Raw genomic sequence first — 19,675 nt, 5'->3', positions numbered from 1 at the left:
GCCTGGGGGTTTGTATTAACCTTCCCGGGGGGGGGGTTGCGGTCTTTGCCACGACAGGGCCCTAGGGGGTGTCTTGTCGATCAGGCCGGATCAGCCCCGCGAGCCCGGCGTGATCGACAAGACGCCCCCTAGGCCAGCGTCATGAACCTCTGCACCAGCGACGCCAACAGCACGGCGAGCAGCGGCAACGCGAACCAGAAGCTGCTCTGCAGCCAGCGCAGCTGCCGGACGCCCGGCCGCACGGCCACCCGCACCAGCTCACGAGCCGCGAGCAGCAGCACCACCGCGACCGCGGCCAGCGCGCCGACAACCGACCAGGGCGTCCACGTCACCTGCGGACCGATCGGGCCGGGCGCCGGCTTCGGGACCTTCCCGGACGGCCGGTTCCGCAGCGCGTACATCTCCACGTCGCCGTTGGAGAGGACCTTCTTCAGCTCCGGACGGCGGTCCAGGTTGCCGACGAGCCGGGGCTCCCAGGTCTTCGCGTAGCCGACGTCCATCTCCAGATAGACGACCTGACTCCGGTTGATCATCAGATACGAGTTCGGTCCCGCGTCCTTGAGCGCCTTGACCAGACTCGACACCAGTACCGGATCGGTCGGCGCGAGCGTCGGGACGTACTGCACCCGCTCCATGTCCCGCGCGCCCCACGGCATGGCCGGTGTGACGTTGTCGAGAACGTCGTTGCTCATCCACAGCAGCCGCACCGTCGGCTTGTCGTGCGCGTACACGTAGTCCATGGCGGCGACCTCGCCGGGCCGGATCCGCTCGAAGGGCTCGTTGCCCCAGCGGGCCACCAGGAAGCCGCCCGTCAGCAGCAGCCCGGCCAGCAGCGCGGCGACCGGCGCGAGGACCAGTCGCTTCCCGTCGCGTTCCGGGGCCGTGCCGCCCGCGCGCGGGAACAGCGCCAGACCGGCGAGCAGCGCCGCGCCCGGCACCGCGAACATGAAGACGCGCAGCGCCATCTCGCCGCCGTACGACTGCATGCCGAAGCCGAGGAAGGGGACGAAGGTGAGCACGAGCAACGACCGCTCGCTGTACCGGGACCTGCGGCGACGCAGCCAGCCCAGGCAGGCGAAGGCCATGATCCCGCCGGCCAGCGCCACACGCGTGTAGAGCACCAGCTTGTGCGTGGGGTCGCCGCCCTTGATGCGCCCGGAGACCGACGTGGACACATTGCTGCCCACGCCGCCCATGCCGCCGAAGAGTTCATTGAAATGGCCCTGCCAGTACGGTTCGGCGAAGAAGCCCACCCATACGGCGGCCAGCGCCGCGAACAGCACCGGCAGGCCGCGCAGTTCGCTGCGCCCCACCAGCACGAGGAAGGCCAGCACGCCGAGCATCACGAACGGCGTGAGCTGGTGCGCCGGGACCGTCGCCGCGAACAGGCCGACGAGGACCAGCAGCAGCACCGCGCGCTGACGCCGGTCCGCCGGCTCCACCTCGGCCTCGCCCGGCCGGAGCCTGCCCCACAGCATCCGCGGCGCGCGGAACCACACCAGCAGGACGGCCACGAAGACCAGATAGAGCAGATACGTGAAGCCCTGCGGCGAGAAGTAGTCCTGGCCGACCCAGCCGCTGAGGACGAAGATCCAGATGCCCGCCCACTTGGCGCGCCAGTCCGCCCGCACCGCGCGGACCAGGAGGAACATCGGCGCCAGATAGAGCAGTTGCACCGTCAGCGGCCACCACCGGATCACCTCGGTCATCCCGCTGATGTCGCCGAGCCCGCACGCCTTGAAGACGAACAGGGTCGCCGCGAAGAACCCCGGCCAGCTCCACCGGGCGTCCAGGTCCGGCACCGCCGAGCCCGTACGGTCGATGTACTCCAGGAACCCCAGGTGCTGCCAGGCCGTCGCGAACCGCGGCTCGGTCTCGATGACCGCGGGCAGCGCGTGCAGCGAGACGACGGTGGCCAGCAGCGTCACCAGCAGCAGGGCCTTGTGCTGCCGGTTCAGCCACAGCAGCCCCGCGAACACGACGACCAGCAGCACCGCGCCGAGCAGCGTCGCCGTCGGCAGGACGGAGATCAGGCCGAGCCCGCCCATCCGGTCCAGGTCGGTGTCGTCGAGGCCGAGGACGGGCAGCCAGTACAGCCCGAGGGCCGCCACCAGCAGGGTGCCCAGGAGCAGTGCGCTGCGGGCGGGCCGGGCAGGGCGCCATCCGCCGGCCGTCACGGGCGGCGACTGGTCGCCCCGCGGTGGTGCGGAGGCCACCGCGGACGCCTCCCTCGACGGCACCGACGCCTCGCGCGGGGGCACCGGCACCACCGGGGTCCCCGTGGGCGGTGTCCCCGGCCCGGGCCGTACGTCCGGGCGCCGCTCCTGGTGGTCGAGGTTCAGCCCGAGGCCCAGTGTCACCGTGTCCGAGTCGAGCGAGTCCCGCAGCGCCCATGCCGGGCCCCGGTGGCCCGGGTCCGGCACGGCCTCGGACGGCGTGGCCAGGTCGGCCGAATCGCCGTCGGGAGCCGCGTCCCGGGGCGCGGTGCCCGCGGGCGCCGCTCGTACGATCCCCCACAGCTTCGGCGCCGCGATCGCCACGATCACCGCGAGGCTGGAGATCTCCGCGACACCGGCGCCGGTGAGCCCCATGCGCGGGAGCAGCAGCAGCGTCAGCCCCAGCACCAGCACGCACAACAGGCCCTGGAGGTAGGCGAGCCCCGAGGTGCGGCTCTGTGCGCGCAGCACCGCGAAGTACGTCTCCATGACGACCCGCAGCGCGGCGCCCACCGCGAACCAGCGCAGCAGCGGCGTCGCAGCGTGCGCGTATCCGTCGCCGAAGACATGCAGGATGAACGGGGCGCCGATGAACAGCACCCCGCACACCGGCAGCATGATCCGAGCCATCCGGCGCAGTGCGGCCCGGGTGTTGGCCGCGAGCCGCGCCGGGTCGTGCGAGCCCTCGACGGTCAGCGAGGCACCCATGTTGATGGCGAGCAGATTGACCGTGCCGCCGATCGTCGTGGTGATGTAGAAGTACGCGTTGTCGGCGGAGCTGACCTGCGAGGCGACGATGACCGGCACCAGGTAGACCACGGCGAGCGAGAACAGAGACCCCGTGTAGTCGCCCGCGAGGAAGCGCCCCAGCTCCCGCAGCGTCGGCGGGTGGGCCTGGTCCTGCGTCGCCTTCACATGGCGGGGCACGAGGCGCCGGAACACCAGCCAGCCCAGCGGCACCACGGACGTGCCGATCGCCACCACCCACGACGCGAACACGCCCGACGTCGGGATCACCACGGCGAACACGACCAGCAGCGCCAGCTTCACCGCCGAGAACACGGTGTTGCCGACGGGCACCCACAGCGCGCTGCGCAGCCCGGTCAGCACTCCGTCCTGCAGGGTCAGCAGCGACCAGGCGACGACGGCGGCGACGAAGCCGATGCCCTTGACCGGTCCGTCCAGGAAGCTGTACGACGGGCCCCACACGCCCAGGGTCAGCAGGAAGACCACCGCGGCGCACGCGACGACGGCCGAGCTCCCCGCGTACGTACGGAAGATGAGCCGGCCGGTGCCGGCGCCGGACACCGGGATGAAGCGGGCCAGGGCGCCGGTGAGCGTCACCGCGGTGAGCCCCGCGATGAGCTTCATCGCGGCGATGGCGGCGGAGCCCTGGCCGACGGCGTCCTCGGTGTAGTAGCGGGCGGCGGCCAGCCAGAAGCCCAGACCGAGGACCGCGCTGATGCCCGTGTTGAGCATCAGCGCGTAGGCGTTGCGGAACAGCTGGTTGCCGCCGCCCGACCCCTTGCCGCCCTTGCCGAGGCCGGACAGGCCGGGCAGGCGAAGCCTGCGGCCGGCCTGCGGCGGCTGCTCGGTCGTGGTGGTTTCGGTCGCCTGGGCAGTGGTCGTGTCAGACACGGGTGCGGTTTGCCTTCCGGCCGAGCTGTCGGGCTCTGCGGACCACGGCGTATCCCTTGGTGAGGGCGCGGTCCTTGGCGAATGTGCGGGTGATCGCGCGGCCGTCGACCAGCCGCTCGAACTCGTCGATGCCGGTGTCCCGGCGCACCGTCACCCGGCGCAGTGCGTACGGTCCCTGGGTGCGCCGCGCCAGGTCGTTGCCGACGGCCAGCGACTGGGCGAACCCGGTCCGGCGGACCGCGCCGCGCACCCGGCGGCTGGAGTAGCCGTACGGGTAGGCGAAGGAGACGGGAGCGGAGCCGAGCTCGTCGGCGACGATCTCCCGGCACCGCCTCAGCTCGAACGCCAGCTCCTCGTCCGGGAGCTGGTCGAGCTGCGGATGGGTGTGGCTGTGCCCGCCGATCTCCGTCCCGGCCGTGGCGAGTTCGCGCACCTGGTCCCAGCCCAGCATGGTGTCCAGGCCGCCACCGGTGTCGTACGGGCCGCGCAGCCACCCCGTCGACACGAACAGCGTGGAGGCGAAACCGTGCTCGGCGAGCACGGGCAGCGCATGCCGGTGCACGCCCTCGTAGCCGTCGTCGAAGGTCACGAGGACGGGCCGGCCGGGCAGCGGCCCGCCGCGCCGCCAGACGTCCGCGAGCTGCGCGGTCGTCAGCGGCGTGAACCCCTTGTCGCCGAGCAGTGCCATCTGCTCGGCGAACGCCTCCGGGGCGACCGAGAGGACGCGGGTGGCGTCGTTCGGCGCATCGGCCACGGAGTGGTACATGAGGATGGGGACGGCGCTGTTCATCCGGCGTCACCGCCCCGGTGGGCGGTGCACCGTCGCACCGGGCTCCTGCGCGCCCGCGCGGGCTGCACACTCATGCCGTTCCCCCCTCGCCGTCCGCGGCCTCCCCGATCTCCACGACGGAGAACGCGGCGCCTCCCCTGCGGGCCCGGACGCTCCCGAGTACGTACCCCCCGGCCGCCGTCACCACGCCGGCGACGATGGCGCCCGCCCGGCCCGCGCCGCCGGGGCGGGCGAGCAGTGCGTCCCGCAGGCCGCGGGCCACCCCGGCCGGCAGCACCCGGGTGGTGTAGCGGCGCTCCGACTCCAGGCCCTTGTCCGCGCCCACGCTCCGGGCGACCAGGGCCTTGGAGATGCCCTCCGCGTAGGTGCGGGTGCGGAAGTAGCGGAAGTGCTCGCGTGCCGAGGGAACCCGGTGGTGGATGACCGCCCGGTCGTCGATCAGCAGGATCGCCTCCGGCCGGCTCTTGGACAGCCGGATGCAGAGCTCGGTCTCCTCGCAGCCCAGCGGCAGTCTGTTGCCGTCGCGCCCGATGCCGGTGGCGAAGCCTCCGGCCGTGTCGAACGCGCTGCGCCGGAAGGAGGCGTTGCCGCCCAGGACGTTGCGGACCCGCACCCTGCCCTCCGGCAGGCCCTTGTACGTACAGCCGACGACCCAGTCGAACTCCTCCGGGAACCACGCCGGGCGCCGGCCCGACGCCCAGACGGGCATCGTCCGGCCGCCGACCGCCATGACCCGTGGGTCGGCGTACCCCTCGGCGAAGTGCCGCAGCCAGTCCCGCTCGGCCACGGCGTCGTCGTCCAGGAAGGCGATGATCTCCCCGGCGGACGCCGCGATACCGGTGTTGCGGCCCGCGGAGAGGCCGCGGGGGCCCGCGTTGGCGAGCACCCGCACACCCTGGGTCTCCTTGTACTCCTTCGCCAGCCGGTCCAGCAGCGCCGGGTTGTGGTCCACGACCACCAGCGTCTCCAGGGCGGGCAGGGACTGCGCCCGCACCGAGGAGACCGCAGCGAGGATGTCCTCCCAGCGGTCCTCGGTGTAGGCGCAGATCACGACGGAGATGCCGGGGCCACCCGGCTCCCCGTCACGGTCGCGTGCGCTCAAGACACCTCTCCCCGGCCCGCGCTGAGCGTGAGGGCGGGCGCCTGGCGGCGCCGGGCGCGCCGGTTGGAGCGCTCCTTGAGGATCACCTTGAGGACCCGTATCCCGTCGCGGACGGCGCGCAGATTGCTGTCGCCGTGGATGCGCAGGTACTCGTGGCTGGGGATCTCCTGGACCTTGAGGCCGGCCTTGACGACCCGGATGTTCATCAGGGTCTCGACCTCGAACCCCGTGCAGTCCAGGTCGATCTCGTCCAGGCAGTACCGCCAGAAGGCGTTGTAGCCGTAGCACAGGTCGGTGTAGCGGGCGCCGAACTTCGCGTTGACCACGGCGCACAGGACGCGGTTGCCGAGCTTGCGGATAGGTGTCATGTCGTCGGTGCCGCCGCCGTTGGCGAAGCGGGAGCCCTTGGCGAAGTCGGCGCCGGAGACCAGCGCGGAGACGTACGACAGGATCTCGTTGCCGTCCGCCGAGCCGTCCGCGTCGACCATCACGATGATCTCGCCCGTGCATGCGCCGAATCCGGCGATCAGGGCGTCGCCCTTTCCCTTTCCGAGCTGCCGGACGACCTTGACGTCCGGCCACAGTTCACGGGCGACCTCCACGGTGTTGTCGGTGGAATTTCCGTCGACCAGAACCACTTCGTGGATCCAGTCGGGAAGTGTCTTGAACACATAGGGAAGATTCTCCGCCTCGTTCATGGCGGGAATCACGACGCTCACCGGCGGAGCGATCGCCAAGTGAGTGGAAACCGGCCGGTACTGGCCGGCTTGGATGAATTGATCTTGGCCCGGTTCTGCCGGGCGCAGAAAAGAGCTCATGAGTCTGTTCCCTCTCGTCCGGTGGACCGCCCGCCCCTGGGCGGTCCGGTTGTGTTTCCGGTTCGAAAGGGGGGTTCTCACTCAGGCCATGCGGAATTGATCTCCGTACTGGCCGCGAGTGAGCTGGCATAGCTGGCCGCGCGGCACGCGACTCGGCACAGGTTCGGTGACCGAGCACGGCACCCCCCTACCGCGCCCCGCCCCGGTCCATCGCGGTCCCGAGCCCTCCCCTAGAGCCGCCTGGCGATGATGGACCGATGCGGGTGGATGTACGACGGTATTGATGGTTGAAACTGTAGGGCAAGACCTGGTTCCAGGCCTCGCGAATCAGTGGATTTGGTCGGACTTTCACGGGCTGATATGGAGTCTTTGATTCTCGTTGGGAATCGGCCCGTGAACTGCGGGTTCAGCTCCGCGCGCGGATCTTGCCGATGCGCTTCAGGAGCCTGTCCGCGGGTTCGAACAGTTCGGGTCGCGACTGCACGGTATTGCGCAGCGCCCGTACCGGTGCGCGTCGCACACGGTGGCCGAAAGCCACCGGATGCGGCCGTGTCACCCACCCTTCGAACACGGAGAGTTCGCGTGTCTTCAGGGAGTCCTTGTATTCCTTCTGTCCCCGGCCCAGATCCAGATAGGCGATTCCGTCGGCGGCAGCCGCCTCGGCCATGCGCAAATGCAGAATCAGTCCGGGGGAGTACTTGCCGAACGCGGGGTCGTACGCCGGGAACCAGCACGCCACCACCCGCTCCGACCTCAGCCCGAAGTGTGCGGCGACCGGCCGGCCGTTCGCGTACAGCACGGACAGCAGGCCGGCGAACGGCTCCGAGCGGGTGTGGAACAGCCGGTGCACCAGCTCGGAGATCCACGGGTGCGCGAAGCGGTCGCTGCGGCCGGTCCTGCGGTACTGCGCGGACTTCCAGCCCATCAGCGTGCGCAGCACCTCCGGGTCGCGCTCGTCGTGCACATACCGCAGGTCGCCGTGGTCGCGGCCGAGTTTCCGCTCCTTGGCGAGCGTGGTCCTGGTGAACTTCGGCGACTGTGCGCGCAGTCGGTCCAGATACGTTTCGTAGCCCTGGTCGATGTCCATCACGGGCGACGGGAAGGAGCCGGAGGCGCCCGCCTCGAACGGCGTCTGGCCTTCCACCAGATGGTCGAACTCCCACAGGGCGAGCCCGCAGGCCCGCAGCAGCTCCTGTGCGTTCCAGGTGAAGCCGGGGCGGTGCACGATGCCCTGGCAGTCCGAGACGCCCAGTCCGACGGCCCGGCCGACGCCGGTGACCGATCTCTGGAACGGGAAGAACGCCGCCGGTTCGCCGTGCTCCCTCGCCACCGCGATCCGCACCCCGCGCCGGCAGTGCCCCACGGCGAGGGCGAACTCCGGAGACAGGAACGGATTCGCCAGCTCGGGCGCGCCGTTCAGATGTGCCTTCGACTGGAATGCCGTCCACGCCGCCCGGTCGGCCGAGGTGAGTTCGCCGGGGCGGTGCACTCTGATGTCCACGTCAGGAGGTCCGCCTTCTCGCCGTACGGCCGCGCAGCCGCCGTACCTGTACCAGCAGGAGGATGAGCGCGCTGAGGACGGTCACGGCGGCGATGCCGCCGTCGACCGACCACCGGTGCACGGCGAGCATCGCCTGTGCCACCAGCATGTCGAGCGCGATCGCCCCCGCAGCGGATGCCACGAGCCGGCCCCACGGCTGAAGACCGTGCAGCGCGGCCCCTATGGCGGCTCCCGGAGCAGCGAGGAGGAAGAACAGTGCGAACGGTCCGCGCAGCGGCGAGTCCAGGCCGGACAGGGCGAGGAACGCGCCGACCCCTCCGACGGCGACGCCCGTGCCCGCGAGCAGTGGCAGCAGGTCCCTCCCCAGGGATCCGTGCGACTGCTCCGTACCTGCTGGCGGTGTCTTGATATCAATGGTCTGCATTGGCGACTTTGCCCCCCGAAGCGCCGGATGCCGGGCTTCAATGTGACGCAGTCGCCCGGGGCCCGTCAAGGACACGGAGGGCTCGTGCAGATGTTCCCCTGAGGAGGAACGACGCCTGCGGGGAAGCCAGGGACGGGTGAGTCCCGGTGGGGTCGGTGGGTGATCCGGAGGGGCCCGGTTCGGGGGGACTTCGCGGTTCCCGGCGGGTCCGGGGCTCCGCCGGCGGCGTCGCGTGCGGCGGCAATCGGCCGCTTCCCCGCGCCCGTCGAGCGGCCGCGATTGGCCGACGCGCGACTGGCGCGCGGGACGGCGGTCCGGGCGGTGCGCGGAGGGTGACACCCCGCCGTGTGGCGACACCCCTCTCCGCGGCGGCGGTTCGCCCCGGGCGTGGGATGACACCCCGCTGTGTGGGGGCGGTTCGGTCCGAGGCCGATCCGGTCGCGCGGCGGCGACGCGGCGGACGCGTGACCTCCGTCGAACGCCTCGTGGAACAGCCGGACGCGTCCGCGGAATTTTTGGCATGGACACTTCCAGTCAACTCCCTTCGGTGCTACCACGGTTGTGGCAGAGATCCTGCTAAAGGGAGGTTCCATGAGACGTTCCCGAATTGCGGCATACGCGTCCTCTCTCCTCCTCGCCGTCGGTCTGGCCCTGACCGGCGCGACGACGGCGCAGGCGGCCGCCACCGGCTATGTGGCCCTCGGCGACTCGTACTCGTCCGGCGTGGGAGCGGGCAGCTACGACAGCTCCAGCGGCTCGTGCAAGCGCAGCACCAAGGCGTATCCCGCCCTCTGGGCGGCGGCACATTCACCCTCGTCGTTCTCGTTCACCGCCTGCTCCGGCGCCCGTACGGGTGACGTTCTGGCGAACCAACTGGGCCCGCTCAGTGCGAGCACCGGTCTCGTCAGCATCACCATCGGCGGCAACGACGCGGGATTCTCCGACGTCATGACGACCTGTGTCACCGGCTCCGACAGCACCTGCCTGAACCGCATCGCCCAGGCGAAGGCGTACGTCGACTCGACCCTGCCGGGCCAGCTCGACCAGGTCTACTCGGCGATCCGCAGCAAGGCTCCGGCCGCGCACGTCGTCGTGCTCGGCTATCCGCGCTTCTACCAGTTGAACGGCTCCTGCGTCGCAGGTCTGTCCGAGACCAAGCGGGCCGCCATCAACGACGCGGCCGTCTATCTGAACAGCGCCACCGCCAAGCGGGCCGCGAACCACGGCTTCGGCTTCGCCGACGTCACCTCGTCGTTCACCGGCCACGAGATCTGCTCCGGCAGCCCCTGGCTGCACAGCCTCGACTGGCTGAACATCGGCCAGTCCTACCACCCCACCGCGGCCGGCCAGTCCGGCGCCTACCTGCCCGTCTTCAGCTCCGTGGCGTGACCGTGGCCGAAGCGCCCGGCGCCTCGGCGCCCGCGCTCGGCGAAGTGGAGGCCCCGCCCGTGGTCGGGGTCTCCGTCGCACAGGTCACCGTGTAGCCGACCCACCCGGATTCCGCCCGCACCGGCGCGCGCACCTCGACGCGCAGCCGGTTCTCGTACGTACCGCCGGCCCGGTAGCCCGACTCCACGTGGTGCACCTGCCGGACCCGCGGCGAACGACAGCGTCCTCCAGCCCGGGTCGGACGACTCGCCCTCCTTCGTGACCCATCGGTAGACCACCTCGGCGGGCACTCGCGCCACGGTGAACGTCGCCGTGAACGCGGGGGCCCCGGAGTCCGGGGGCGGACAGGAACCGGTGTAGCTCGAGCGCACCGGGTCCAGCGCGACGTGCACGGACTGGACGGGCGGCGTCGACGCCGTACCACTGTGGCCGCCGTCCGGCGTCCCGCCGGCCGAACCACCGGGGGATGCGGCACCGGCTCCGGGCACGTCCGTCGTCCGGCCCGTCGCGCTGTGCCTCCCCCCGCCGGCCGAACCGCCGCTGTCGTCACCGGTGTTGCCCGTGCCCCGGTCGAGCAGCGCGTACGTCAGCCCTCCGATCGCCAGCGCCAGCGCGGCGACCCCCGCGACGAGCACGGCGGCGGCGCGGCGCGGGCGGTGCGGCGCGGTGGCCGTGCCGGTGGTCCCGGCGCCCGAAGGCACCGGGGCGGTCGGCACCGGGGACGGCAGCGGCGGAGTCGCAGCCGGCTCCTGGCGGGACGTCACCGTCGGTGCGTACGGCCCCGGCACGACCGTGCCCGACACGTCCGGTGTGCCGCCCGCCGCCACGGTCCGCAGACCGTGGGCCGCCTCGCGCGCGGACAACCGGGCGGCCGGGTCCTTGCGCAGCAGACCCTCGATGACGGGTGCCAGCGGTCCGGCGCGGCGCGGCGGCGGAAGCTCCTCGTCGACGACCGCGCGCAGGGTGCTCAGCGGCGTGTCCTGGCGGAACGGCGACATGCCCTCGACCGCCGCGTAGAGCAGCACGCCCAGCGACCACAGGTCCGACTCGGGTCCCGGCCTGCGGCCCAGCGCCCGCTCCGGCGCCAGGAACTCGGGGGAGCCGACGACCTCGCCGGTCATCGTCAGGGCCGAGCTGCCCTCGACCGTGGCGATGCCGAAGTCGGTCAGCACGGTCCGGCCGTCGTTGGCGATCAGGACGTTGCCCGGTTTGACGTCGCGGTGCAGCACCCCGGCCTCGTGCGCGGCGCACAGCGCGGACAGCACGTCACCGCCGATCCGGGCGGCGCGCTGCGGCGGCATCGGGCCCTCCGCCTCCAGCACGTCGGACAGCGCGAGGCCGCGGACCAGCTCCATCACGATCCAGGGGCGGCCCTCGTCCGTCGCCACGTCGTAGACGGTCACCACGCCGCGGTGCGAGATCCGGGCGGCCGCCCAGGCCTCGCGCTTCAGCCGCGCGTACAGCCTGTCGACGTCCGCCCCCGGCAGCCCGGCCGGTGCGCGCACCTCCTTGACGGCGACCTCGCGGTGCAGCACCTCGTCGCGGGCCCGCCACACCGTGCCCATGCCGCCCTCGCCCAGCGGGGCCAGCAGCCGGTAGCGGCCCGCGATCAGCCGCGCACCGCCCGGTCCCGCACTCTCCGGCTCTCCGGTCACGGGCGCCCCCCATCCCTGCCGTGCGATCCTCCACAAAAGTAGCTCAACCGACCGCGGATGCAGCCCCCCTGAACACCAATCCGGCACCGAGGGCCACCACGACGAGTGCGGATCCCAGGGGAGCGGTGCGCCGCACCAGCGCCGCGGCCCGTCCGCGGGCCCAGTGCGGCCGCTTCGCGAGGGCCCGGGCCATCCGGTCCCCGGCGCCGACCACGGCGAAACCGGCCGCCGTCAGGGTGAGCGCGAGCCCGGCGCCGTACGCGAGGACGAGCAGGAAGCCGAACCAGGCCTTCCCCAGGGCCGCGGCGCCGACGAGGACCACGACGGCGGAGGGGCTCGGCACGAGCCCCCCGGCGAAGCCGAGCAGGATGGTGCCCCGCAGGGTCGGCGCCACCGGGTGGGTGTGGGTGAAGCCGCCGTGGGAGTGCTCGACGCCGTGGGCGTGCGCGTGGCCGTGCGCACGGGTCCGGTCGTGGCCGTGCTCGTGGCCGTGGGCCTGTTCGCCGTGGTGGTCGTGCGGGTGCGGGTGGCCGTGGGCGTGCGCGTGATCGTGGTCGGGCGGCCGGACGTGCTCCTCGCGCTCCCGGTCGTGGGCGTGGCCGTGGGCGCTCTCGCCCGAGTGCCCGTGCCCGCCCCGGTGTTCGTGTCCGTGGCCTTCCGGTGACGCCGGTACGTGCCCGTGCCCGTGTCCGCGGTTGCGCCACGCCCTGCGCAGGAGGTTCGCTCCCGCCAGCGTCACCAGGACGCCGCTCGTCATGCCCAGCCATGCGATCACGGAGGGCGCCGCCGCGGAGCCCGCGGTCACGAGGAGGCCCAGGGCGACGACACCGAGGGTGTGCGTGACGGTGACCGAGGCGGCGAGGGGGAGGACGTCGCGCAGCGAGGCCCGCCCGCGGGCGGCGGCCGCCGCGGCCATCAGCGTCTTGCCGTGCCCGGGCGCCAGGGCGTGCAGCGCGCCGAGGACCAGGGCGGTGCCCAGGGCGAGCGCCGCGAAGCCGGGGGTGAGATCGTGGCGGGCCACCAGACGGTCCAGGGCGCGGGTCCAGCGGTCGGCCCCGCGGGGCAGCACGGAGGAGGCGGGCGCGTCACGGTGCTCGGGCACGAGAGCCGCCCCGCCCGGCCGGATGCGCAGGGAGGCCGTCGCCCGGTCGGACGGGGACGAGAGCAACTCCTTCGGATAGTGCGTCAGTTCACCCGACACGGACGTCCGGGGGACGTCCGAGGCGGTGAGCGTCGCACGGTCGCCGCGCGCTGTGACCTCGCGCCAGCCGGGTCCCGAGTCCACGGCGGCGTGGAAGCGCAGCGCGACGTTCCCCTTCGGCAGGGGAGCCGTCCAGCGGCACTCGACCCGCAGGGTGTTCAGCCCCGCCTGTCCCGGCCGGGTGCGCGCACGGCTCGCACGGACGGTGAGGGCGGTGCGGTGCCCGTCGGCCGTGACCCGGCTCGCCCGGGCCGCCGCCGTGCACCGCTCGCGCGCCCAACGCGCCATGCCCAGCCGTGCGATCCCGGGCCGGGCCTGTGTCGCCGGGATCTCCGCGAGGTCCTCGACATGGTCGACGCGCAGCGTTCCGGGGGCGGCGACGAGACCGTCGTAGCGGTTGACGGTGAAGTTGCCGAGCGGATGCGCCTGCGCGCTCGCCGCGGGGATCAGGACGAATGCGCACGCGATCAGCAGTACGGCCACGCGGGCGGCGGCGCTCCTGCCTCGCGGTTCCCGGGTCCTCACTCGGTCTCCTTCAGCGCCGTGCGGGCCGCACGGGAACCCAGCGGCGAGAAGCCCGGATTCAGCTTCAGGGCCGCGGACAGCGAGGTGCGGGCCTGCTTCGTACGGCCCGTGGCGCGTTCGATCATCCCGCGGTGGTAGAGGAACACGGCGTTGCGATATCCGGTCGCGGTGGCGCGCCGGGCGTAGGGGAGAGCCTTGGCGTTCTCGCCGTTGACGTGCAGCGCCCAGGCCAGCGCGTCCGCGGTGTGCACCGTGTGGCGGCGCGACCACTCGGCGCGGGCCGCACGCAGGGCCGATGCCCGGTCCCCGTGGTCCGCGGCGGCGAGTGCCGTGTCGAGGTCGGCGTCGACGCCGTTGGCGCGGGCGAGGGCGATCCACGCGTCCACGAGCGCGTACTGCTCATGGGCCTTGGCCCGGTCGCCCTTGCGGCCGCGGGCCTCGTACAGCTCGCCGAGTTCGACGAGGGCCGTCGGCAGGGGGCAGCGGTCCACCACCTCCTGCATACCGCGGATCGCCGCCGCACGGTCGCCGCGCGCGGCCTGCGCACGCGCACGGCCCTCCAGGGCGGGCAGATAGGTGTCGTCGGCGGCCAGGGCCTGCGCGTAGTACGTCAGCGCGCTCCGGTACTTGCCCTGGTTCCAGTCGAGTTGTCCCAGAGCGCTCGCCACGTACGCCACGTCGCCGGGCGACGTCGAGGTGGCGAGCGCCCGCTTCAGGACGCTCCGGGCCGTGGTCACGTCGCCGCGCAGCTCGCGCACATAGGCGTACCGCGTGAAGACCGGGACGCCCGGGCGCCGGGAGTCCGCCCGGTCGACGGCCTTCGACGCCTCCCGGTAGCGGCCGAGTTCGACGAGGGCGTCGACGCGGGAGGACAGCGCGCGCTCGCTGTACGGATTGCGGGCGAGTGCGGCGTCGGCATAGCGGAGCGCGCCCGTGAAGTCGTGGCGGGCCGCGGCGAGGGCGGCGCGCCCGGCGAGCGCCGGGTCGTTTCCGGGCCGCAGTCCGAGGGAGCGCTTCAGGGCCCGCTCGGCCTGCGGATAGCGCGCCGGGTCGCCCTTGGTGCGGGCCTGCTCGACATAGCCGAGCCCCAGGGCCGCCCAGCCGCCGTAGTCCTTCGGCTGGGCCCGGAGATGAGCCTGCAGACTGCGGATGCTCGCGTCGAGATCCCCGTGGGCGAACTGCTCGGGTGAGACGCCGCCGGGTTCGGACGCCACGGCGGCGACCCCGCCGTCGTGCGTGCCCAGCAGGGCGGCGCCCGCGGTGAGGGCGACGGCCAGGGAGGCCGCGCAACCGGCGAGCCACACCGCCCGCCACCGCCGCGACCCCGTCGTGTGCTCCTGGGCGCCTTCGCTGTCCGGTGCGCTCTCGTCCGTACGCCGGGACATGCCTCTCCTCATGTGGCTCGGTGGAACCGGAATTCGTCGTGGTGCGGCGCGGCCCGCGCCGTGGGGGGACGGCTGTGCGCGGGCCGCGCCAGTCGGTGGGGCCGGTCAGTAACCCCGGCTCCGGGTGCGCCGGCGCCACCACATCAGGCCGCTGCCGATCAGCAGGAGGCCGGCGGCGCCCGCCGCGGCGGAGGCGACGAGCAGCATGGTGTCGCTGCCACCGTCCGCGCTCGTGGGCGTCAGCCCGCCGAGCTGACTGCGCAGGGTGCTGTCCTTGCTCTGGGCCGTGCCCTTGGCGAGCGCCCCGCGGGAGCCGGACGTCGGCAGGGCCAGATACGGGAAGGAGTGGCCGAACGACTTGTCGTTCTTGTCGACGGCGTCGCCCAGGTCGTTCTTGGAGCCGACGAGTTCGCCCTCGACGACCTGGAGCGCCTCGTCGACCACGTCGTCGGTGAGCCGGCGGCCGTTCGGGAAGCCCGCGTTGTCGCCGTCGAGCACACCGAGCCGCTTCGGCTTCGCGGTCGGCTTGATCGAGGTGTTGAGCCGCAGCTCCTCCGCGGGCCGTACGCCGGGCGGCTGGTTGAGGCCCTTCACACCCTTCAGGAAGACGTCCACGAGATCGTTGCGGGGTTCCTTGGGAGCCTTGATCTTGTAGATCGACTCGATGAGCTTCGGCAGCTCGGGATTGGTCACGTTCTGCAGGAACTGGGCGTCGTTCCACGGTGCGGACGCGTTGAACTTGTCCTTGTCCTGCTGCGGGTTGACCACCTCGTTGACGAGGGGGTTGCCGAGCCGGGAGACCTGCGTCCAGTCACCGCGCGCGTCCTGGCGCTGCGTCGTCGACCAGATGCCGACGATCGGCTGGCCGTACGACTCGCGGATCAGGCTGTTCGGCACCTGGAGGGCTATCGAGTTGACGTTGTAGCCCTTCAGCGTGTCCCGCCCGACCTCCGAGAGGTTCCCGCCGTACAGCAGGTCGAAGACCCGCAGATCCAGGAAGAACGGGTCGTCGGCCTGCCCCGCGAAGGTCGTCGAACCGTCCGCGAGCGTGCGGACGGCCTGGTCGCGCAGCTTGCCGTAGTACGGCATCGACGCCTTGCCGACGTTCGACGGGGCCACCGGCTCGTCGTGCGCGACCTTCTTGTGGAACACGACGTGCTGGTTGTGCAGCTTCAGCAGATCGACGTCGTAGGTCTGCGTGATGTTCAGGTCCGGGTCGTCGAGGCTGGTGACCGGGCCCGTGTTGTACAGGAACGTCTTGCCGTTCTTCCTGTGGGTCTTGAAGGTGAAGCGGTAGATCAGATCGCCCTGCGCGTCCCCGTTGTTGTCGATGTGCAGGTCGTACTGGGCGTCATCGGCGAACGGGTAGAAGTTCGGCCCGCCGGCCGGCTCCTCGAACGGGATCCAGTTCGCCACGATGGTCGTCGTGTCGGGCCTGTCGGGGCTCACGAAGGCGTACACGTCCGTGTTGTCGTACTGGGGCTGGCCCGAGATCAGCGGGGCCTCCCGGTGACTGGAGGCGGATGCCGCCCCCGGTTCCAGCGCGGTCACACCGACGGCCGCGAGCCCTGCTGCGGCCAGTGCGCCGCTCACGAGGGCCGCGAGACTCCTGCGTCCCGCGCTGCTCCTGGAGAAAGGTGTCATGCCATCCGTCCTCACGTCCCACTTGCCTGACACCGGGCATTCGGAGCCGTCGCGGGGGCGGATTGGTGGCAATCGAAATTGATGTGGCGGACCCGACCGCGATGGATGTGGCGGACCCGACCGCGCCACGGGAACGGACCGTGGTTTTCTCGCTCCCGGACCCGCGCAGCGGGCCCGCTGATCCGTAATCCCATCCGGAGAGGCGCTCGCAGCGAATGCCTCGTGCGAGGGAGCGGTCCGCAGACGGCCGCGGAGAGGGGAACGGGTGGAGGCGGAACGACTTCTGGTGCTCGTGGCCGAAGGAGACCAGAAGGCATTCGAGAACCTGTACGCACTGGTGTCCGGGCCGGTGTTCGGACTGGTGCGCAGGGTGGTGCGCGACCCGGCCCAGTCCGAGGAGGTGGCCCAGGAAGTGCTGCTCGACGTATGGCGCTCCGCCGCACGCTTCGACCCAGGACGGGGCAGTGCCCTCTCCTGGGTCCTCACCCTTGCCCACCGCCGGGCCGTCGACCGGGTCCGCAGCGCCCGCGCGGCGGACGAACGCGAGCAGCGGGAGGGCCGCCGCGCCCAGGGGCCGGCCTTCGACCAGGTCGCCGAGGCGGTCGAGGCGGGGCTCGAACGCGAATGGGTGCGGCGCTGCCTGGACCGCCTCACGGCGCTGCAACGGCAGTCCCTCACCCTCGCCTACTACGACGGATACACCTACCGTGAGGTGGCGGAGCGGCTCTCGCTGCCGCTGGGCACGGTCAAGACGCGGATGCGCGACGGTCTCACCCGGCTGCGCAACTGCCTGGGAGGTGCCGCATGAGTCTCCTCGACCGGCTGCTGGGCCGCGACCCGCATTCGCTCGCCGCCCCCTATGCGCTGGACGCCCTGGAACCCGCCGAGCGCCACCGCTTCGAGAGGCACCTCGGGCGCTGCGGCCGCTGCCAGGCCGAAGTGCGTGCGCTGTCCGAGGACGTGGTCCGGCTCGCCTGGTCCATCGCGGCCCCGCCGCCGGCCGCACTGCGCGACCGGGTCCTGTCCGCCGTGCGCGCGACGCCGCAGGAGACGGCCCCGCAGGGCGATACGCGCACTCGCACGGCGGCCCGGCCGGGCGGCGCACCGGACGGGCCCGCGCGGGTGCGGGGAGCGCGGGGCGGCCGGCCGCTCTTCGTCCCCTTCGCCACCGCCACGGCGGCCGCCGCCCTGGTGGTCGCCTCGCTCTTCGCCGTGCAGGCCACCCGCACCGAGGACACGCTCAACCAGGAGCGGGCGCAGGCACGTGAGATCGCCCACGTCCTGGCCGCTCCCGACGCGCGCGCGACCAGCGGGCACGACGGCAGGGGACGCGGCATGAACGTCGTCGCCTCGGCCACCCAGGGGCGCGCGGTGGTGACCGTCACCGGACTCGGTGCACCGCCGAGCGGGCGCGTGCACCAACTGTGGCTCATGCGCCCCGACGTGCCACCACGCTCCCTCGGCCTGCTGCAAGGCGACGCGCCGTTCGTCGCCGGCGGGCTGGGGACGGCTGCCACGTCACTGGCTGTCACCATCGAACCGGCCGGCGGCTCGCCGCGGCCCACCTCGGCGCCGCTCGTCCAACTCGCCTTGAATTCAGTCGGATTCGGAGAGTAATCGCAAAGTGATCGTCAACACCCTTACGAGAAAGGTGAATCACGGGACCGCGATACACGAGTGCCCCTGAGGAGCGATAGGGTTAGCCTGCCCGGGCAGGGTGTCTCGTACGGGTGGGGAGTGACATGGAACAGATAACAGTGCGCAGCAGGCCACGGGTGCCTGCGATCACTTGCGGGAGCAGCGCGACCAGCTCGCGCCTCGACCGTCATCTCGCGGTGCTGGGCGGTCCCGCTGTGCCGCGTCATGAAATCGTCGAGGCCACGTCCCTCATGCGTGAGCTGACTGCGCGTGACGCCACGCACGACCGCACCGGCAGGGGGGCACGGGTGAGGCGGGTCTCGCTCTTCGCGCCGCTGCGCCGACTGCGGCGGTCGCTGTTCGGCGGGCACTGACCCTTTCGCTCCGGCACGCCGCGCCATCGGCACGCCGCAGTTCGTCGGTACGCCGCCTCCCCGGTCCCCGCCCCGTTCTCCCCACCGGGGCGGCGGCCGACCGGCCTTGCGGACCGACCACCCGCGACGGCCACGGCGCCGGGAGGCGCCGCACCCCACCGCTCACAGCAGCGCCAGCTGCCCCTCCGGGCCCTCCTCCTCGTGATCGAGTACCGAGGTGGGGCGGCGCGATGACTCCGGCACCGGGAGGATCCCGCCGCCGGACAGCTCGCTCGTCGTGATCGACGGGCCGTCCTCCAGAGCCTCCGTCAGCTCCCGCTGCTGCGGCGACAGTTCCGCCAGCAGCGCCAGGACCGTGATCAGTTCCAGGAGTTCCGACGTCCACTGCTGCGGCCAGGACGTGGGAACGATCGACTCCAGCGTGCCCGGTTCCCCGGGCTCCGTGCGCCGGGTGAACCACCGCTCCAGGACGCGCACGCCGCCGACCTGGAAGTCCCAGGCCGAGGCCGGGACCGGGGCGACGCGGCCCTCGTCGATGTGCAGGGTCTCCTCGTCGCGGTCGTAGTGCAGCCCGCAGGGGCGGGCCGGCAGCGGCGCGCGGACATAGGGCCGACGCCCGCCCGGCAGCTTGGGCCGCTCGCCCTCACCACGACGCATCAGCCACAGCATCCGGCGCCCCAGCGCGGTGCCACGCGTCCAGACGCCGGGGTCGGCGGTGAGGGGAACACGGCAGCCCCCCGGGTGCGGGCGGCCCACGGCCAGGGCCCAGCCGAGGACGTCGACCGGCGCGGGGCGCAGGCCCAGGCGGGCGCCCAGGTGGTCGAGGAGGCCCGGCGCCAGATTGGGTTCGAGACCGCCGGGGCGCCGGAACAGGGGGCGGATCCGGCCGGGCCGCCCGGCGGGGGAGTGCCCGTCGGGGAGCACCGCGGACGCCAGCAGCACGGGACCCCCGGCATCGGGGACCTGGCCCTGCTCGACGAGGAAGAGCTGGTGCTCGTCGGCGACCCGCCACAGTTCGGGGCGCGCCGCGTCGATCAGCCGCTGGTCCGGTATCAGCCACTGCTCGTCGAACGGGCCGTGCAGCACCCGCACCGGATCCGGACAGGGGCCCGACTCACGGGCCAGCCTGCCGGTGCCGGTGGCCCGGCCCGGCAGCTGGGCGACCGGTGTGTGCAGGGTGCGGGAGCGCGTCGGCCCGAACAGTGCCTCGCGGCCGGGAGCGTCGGCGCGCACCAGGGCCGCCCAACGCGCCTTCAGCGATGCGGTGTCCGGTGCCATCGGCCAGGCGCGTCCCAGCCGCAGCGGTGCGACGGACCACGGCAGGAGATCCGCGAGGAGCGGCGCGTCGTCGTGGGTCACGCCCGGCATCGTACGA

At 72.5% G+C, this 19,675-nt stretch carries 14 protein-coding genes and 1 pseudogene; 4 read left to right on the top strand and 11 right to left on the bottom strand.

Translation table 11 applies throughout. The features are described 5' to 3' along the window. Positions 1 to 128: 128 nt before the first annotated feature. The 6 genes from ACWCP6_RS12135 to ACWCP6_RS12110 all read right to left on the bottom strand — a co-directional run bounded on the left by ACWCP6_RS12135 (position 129) and on the right by ACWCP6_RS12110 (position 8,489). Positions 129 to 3,854 (bottom strand): lipopolysaccharide biosynthesis protein, encoded by a 3,726-nt coding sequence (locus ACWCP6_RS12135; RefSeq protein WP_450932281.1) that lies wholly within the window; start codon positions 3,852 to 3,854, stop codon positions 129 to 131. Further along, a complete protein-coding gene (locus ACWCP6_RS12130) occupies positions 3,847 to 4,644 on the bottom strand; it encodes a polysaccharide deacetylase family protein (protein WP_450932280.1) in 798 nt (265 codons plus the stop codon). The genes ACWCP6_RS12135 and ACWCP6_RS12130 overlap by 8 nt, the downstream gene beginning before the upstream one ends. A 70-nt stretch (positions 4,645 to 4,714) precedes the next feature. Then, a complete protein-coding gene (locus ACWCP6_RS12125; protein WP_450932279.1) occupies positions 4,715 to 5,746 on the bottom strand; it encodes a glycosyltransferase family 2 protein in 1,032 nt (343 codons plus the stop codon). Then, the gene (locus tag ACWCP6_RS12120) at positions 5,743 to 6,564 is read right to left on the bottom strand and encodes a glycosyltransferase family 2 protein (protein ID WP_450932278.1); all 822 of its coding nucleotides are present in this window, start codon (positions 6,562 to 6,564) and stop codon (positions 5,743 to 5,745) included. The genes ACWCP6_RS12125 and ACWCP6_RS12120 overlap by 4 nt, the downstream gene beginning before the upstream one ends. A 406-nt stretch (positions 6,565 to 6,970) precedes the next feature. After that, positions 6,971 to 8,065: a GNAT family N-acetyltransferase gene (locus ACWCP6_RS12115; protein ID WP_450932277.1), complete on the bottom strand. Its 1,095-nt coding sequence runs from the start codon at positions 8,063 to 8,065 to the stop codon at positions 6,971 to 6,973. A gap of 1 nt (position 8,066) precedes the next feature. Then, positions 8,067 to 8,489 (bottom strand): hypothetical protein, encoded by a 423-nt coding sequence (locus ACWCP6_RS12110; RefSeq protein ID WP_450932276.1) that lies wholly within the window; start codon positions 8,487 to 8,489, stop codon positions 8,067 to 8,069. A 591-nt stretch (positions 8,490 to 9,080) separates the two neighbouring features. Between ACWCP6_RS12110 and ACWCP6_RS12105 the strand changes: the two genes are divergently transcribed. Beyond that, positions 9,081 to 9,878, top strand: a complete 798-nt coding sequence (locus ACWCP6_RS12105; RefSeq protein ID WP_450932275.1) for an SGNH/GDSL hydrolase family protein — start codon at positions 9,081 to 9,083, stop codon at positions 9,876 to 9,878. Here the strand turns inward: ACWCP6_RS12105 and ACWCP6_RS12100 are convergent. The 4 genes and pseudogenes from ACWCP6_RS12100 to ACWCP6_RS12085 form a co-directional block, all read right to left on the bottom strand. Then, a pseudogene (locus ACWCP6_RS12100) lies at positions 9,862 to 11,443 on the bottom strand (serine/threonine-protein kinase). The gene ACWCP6_RS12105 and the pseudogene ACWCP6_RS12100 overlap by 17 nt on opposite strands. A 133-nt stretch (positions 11,444 to 11,576) precedes the next feature. Then, complete coding sequence (locus ACWCP6_RS12095) at positions 11,577 to 13,259, bottom strand: nickel transporter (RefSeq protein WP_450932274.1); 1,683 nt, start codon at positions 13,257 to 13,259, stop codon at positions 11,577 to 11,579. Continuing rightward, a complete protein-coding gene (locus tag ACWCP6_RS12090; RefSeq protein ID WP_450932273.1) occupies positions 13,256 to 14,656 on the bottom strand; it encodes a tetratricopeptide repeat protein in 1,401 nt (466 codons plus the stop codon). Before ACWCP6_RS12090 ends, ACWCP6_RS12095 begins: the two co-directional genes overlap by 4 nt. Before the next feature lie 93 nt (positions 14,657 to 14,749). Next, a complete protein-coding gene (locus tag ACWCP6_RS12085) occupies positions 14,750 to 16,288 on the bottom strand; it encodes a DUF4331 domain-containing protein (protein WP_450932272.1) in 1,539 nt (512 codons plus the stop codon). 265 nt (positions 16,289 to 16,553) lie between these two features. On the opposite strand from ACWCP6_RS12085, the gene ACWCP6_RS12080 reads away from it, so the two are divergent. From ACWCP6_RS12080 to ACWCP6_RS12070, 3 genes are all read left to right on the top strand, one after another. Then, on the top strand, positions 16,554 to 17,096 hold the full coding sequence (locus ACWCP6_RS12080) for a sigma-70 family RNA polymerase sigma factor (protein WP_450932271.1): 543 nt from the start codon (positions 16,554 to 16,556) through the stop codon (positions 17,094 to 17,096). Next, positions 17,093 to 17,905 (top strand): anti-sigma factor, encoded by an 813-nt coding sequence (locus ACWCP6_RS12075; protein WP_450932270.1) that lies wholly within the window; start codon positions 17,093 to 17,095, stop codon positions 17,903 to 17,905. Before ACWCP6_RS12080 ends, ACWCP6_RS12075 begins: the two co-directional genes overlap by 4 nt. Before the next feature lie 125 nt (positions 17,906 to 18,030). Further along, on the top strand, positions 18,031 to 18,300 hold the full coding sequence (locus ACWCP6_RS12070; protein ID WP_450932269.1) for a hypothetical protein: 270 nt from the start codon (positions 18,031 to 18,033) through the stop codon (positions 18,298 to 18,300). Positions 18,301 to 18,462: 162 nt separating this feature from the next. On the opposite strand, the gene ACWCP6_RS12065 is transcribed toward ACWCP6_RS12070, so the two are convergent. Beyond that, on the bottom strand, positions 18,463 to 19,668 hold the full coding sequence (locus tag ACWCP6_RS12065) for a type ISP restriction/modification enzyme (protein WP_450932268.1): 1,206 nt from the start codon (positions 19,666 to 19,668) through the stop codon (positions 18,463 to 18,465). Positions 19,669 to 19,675 lie beyond the last annotated feature (7 nt).

The organism is Streptomyces sp. NPDC002004 (genome assembly GCF_053593975.1).
Note: the sequence above shows the minus strand (reverse complement) of the source record. Positions and strands in the feature narration are given on the sequence as shown.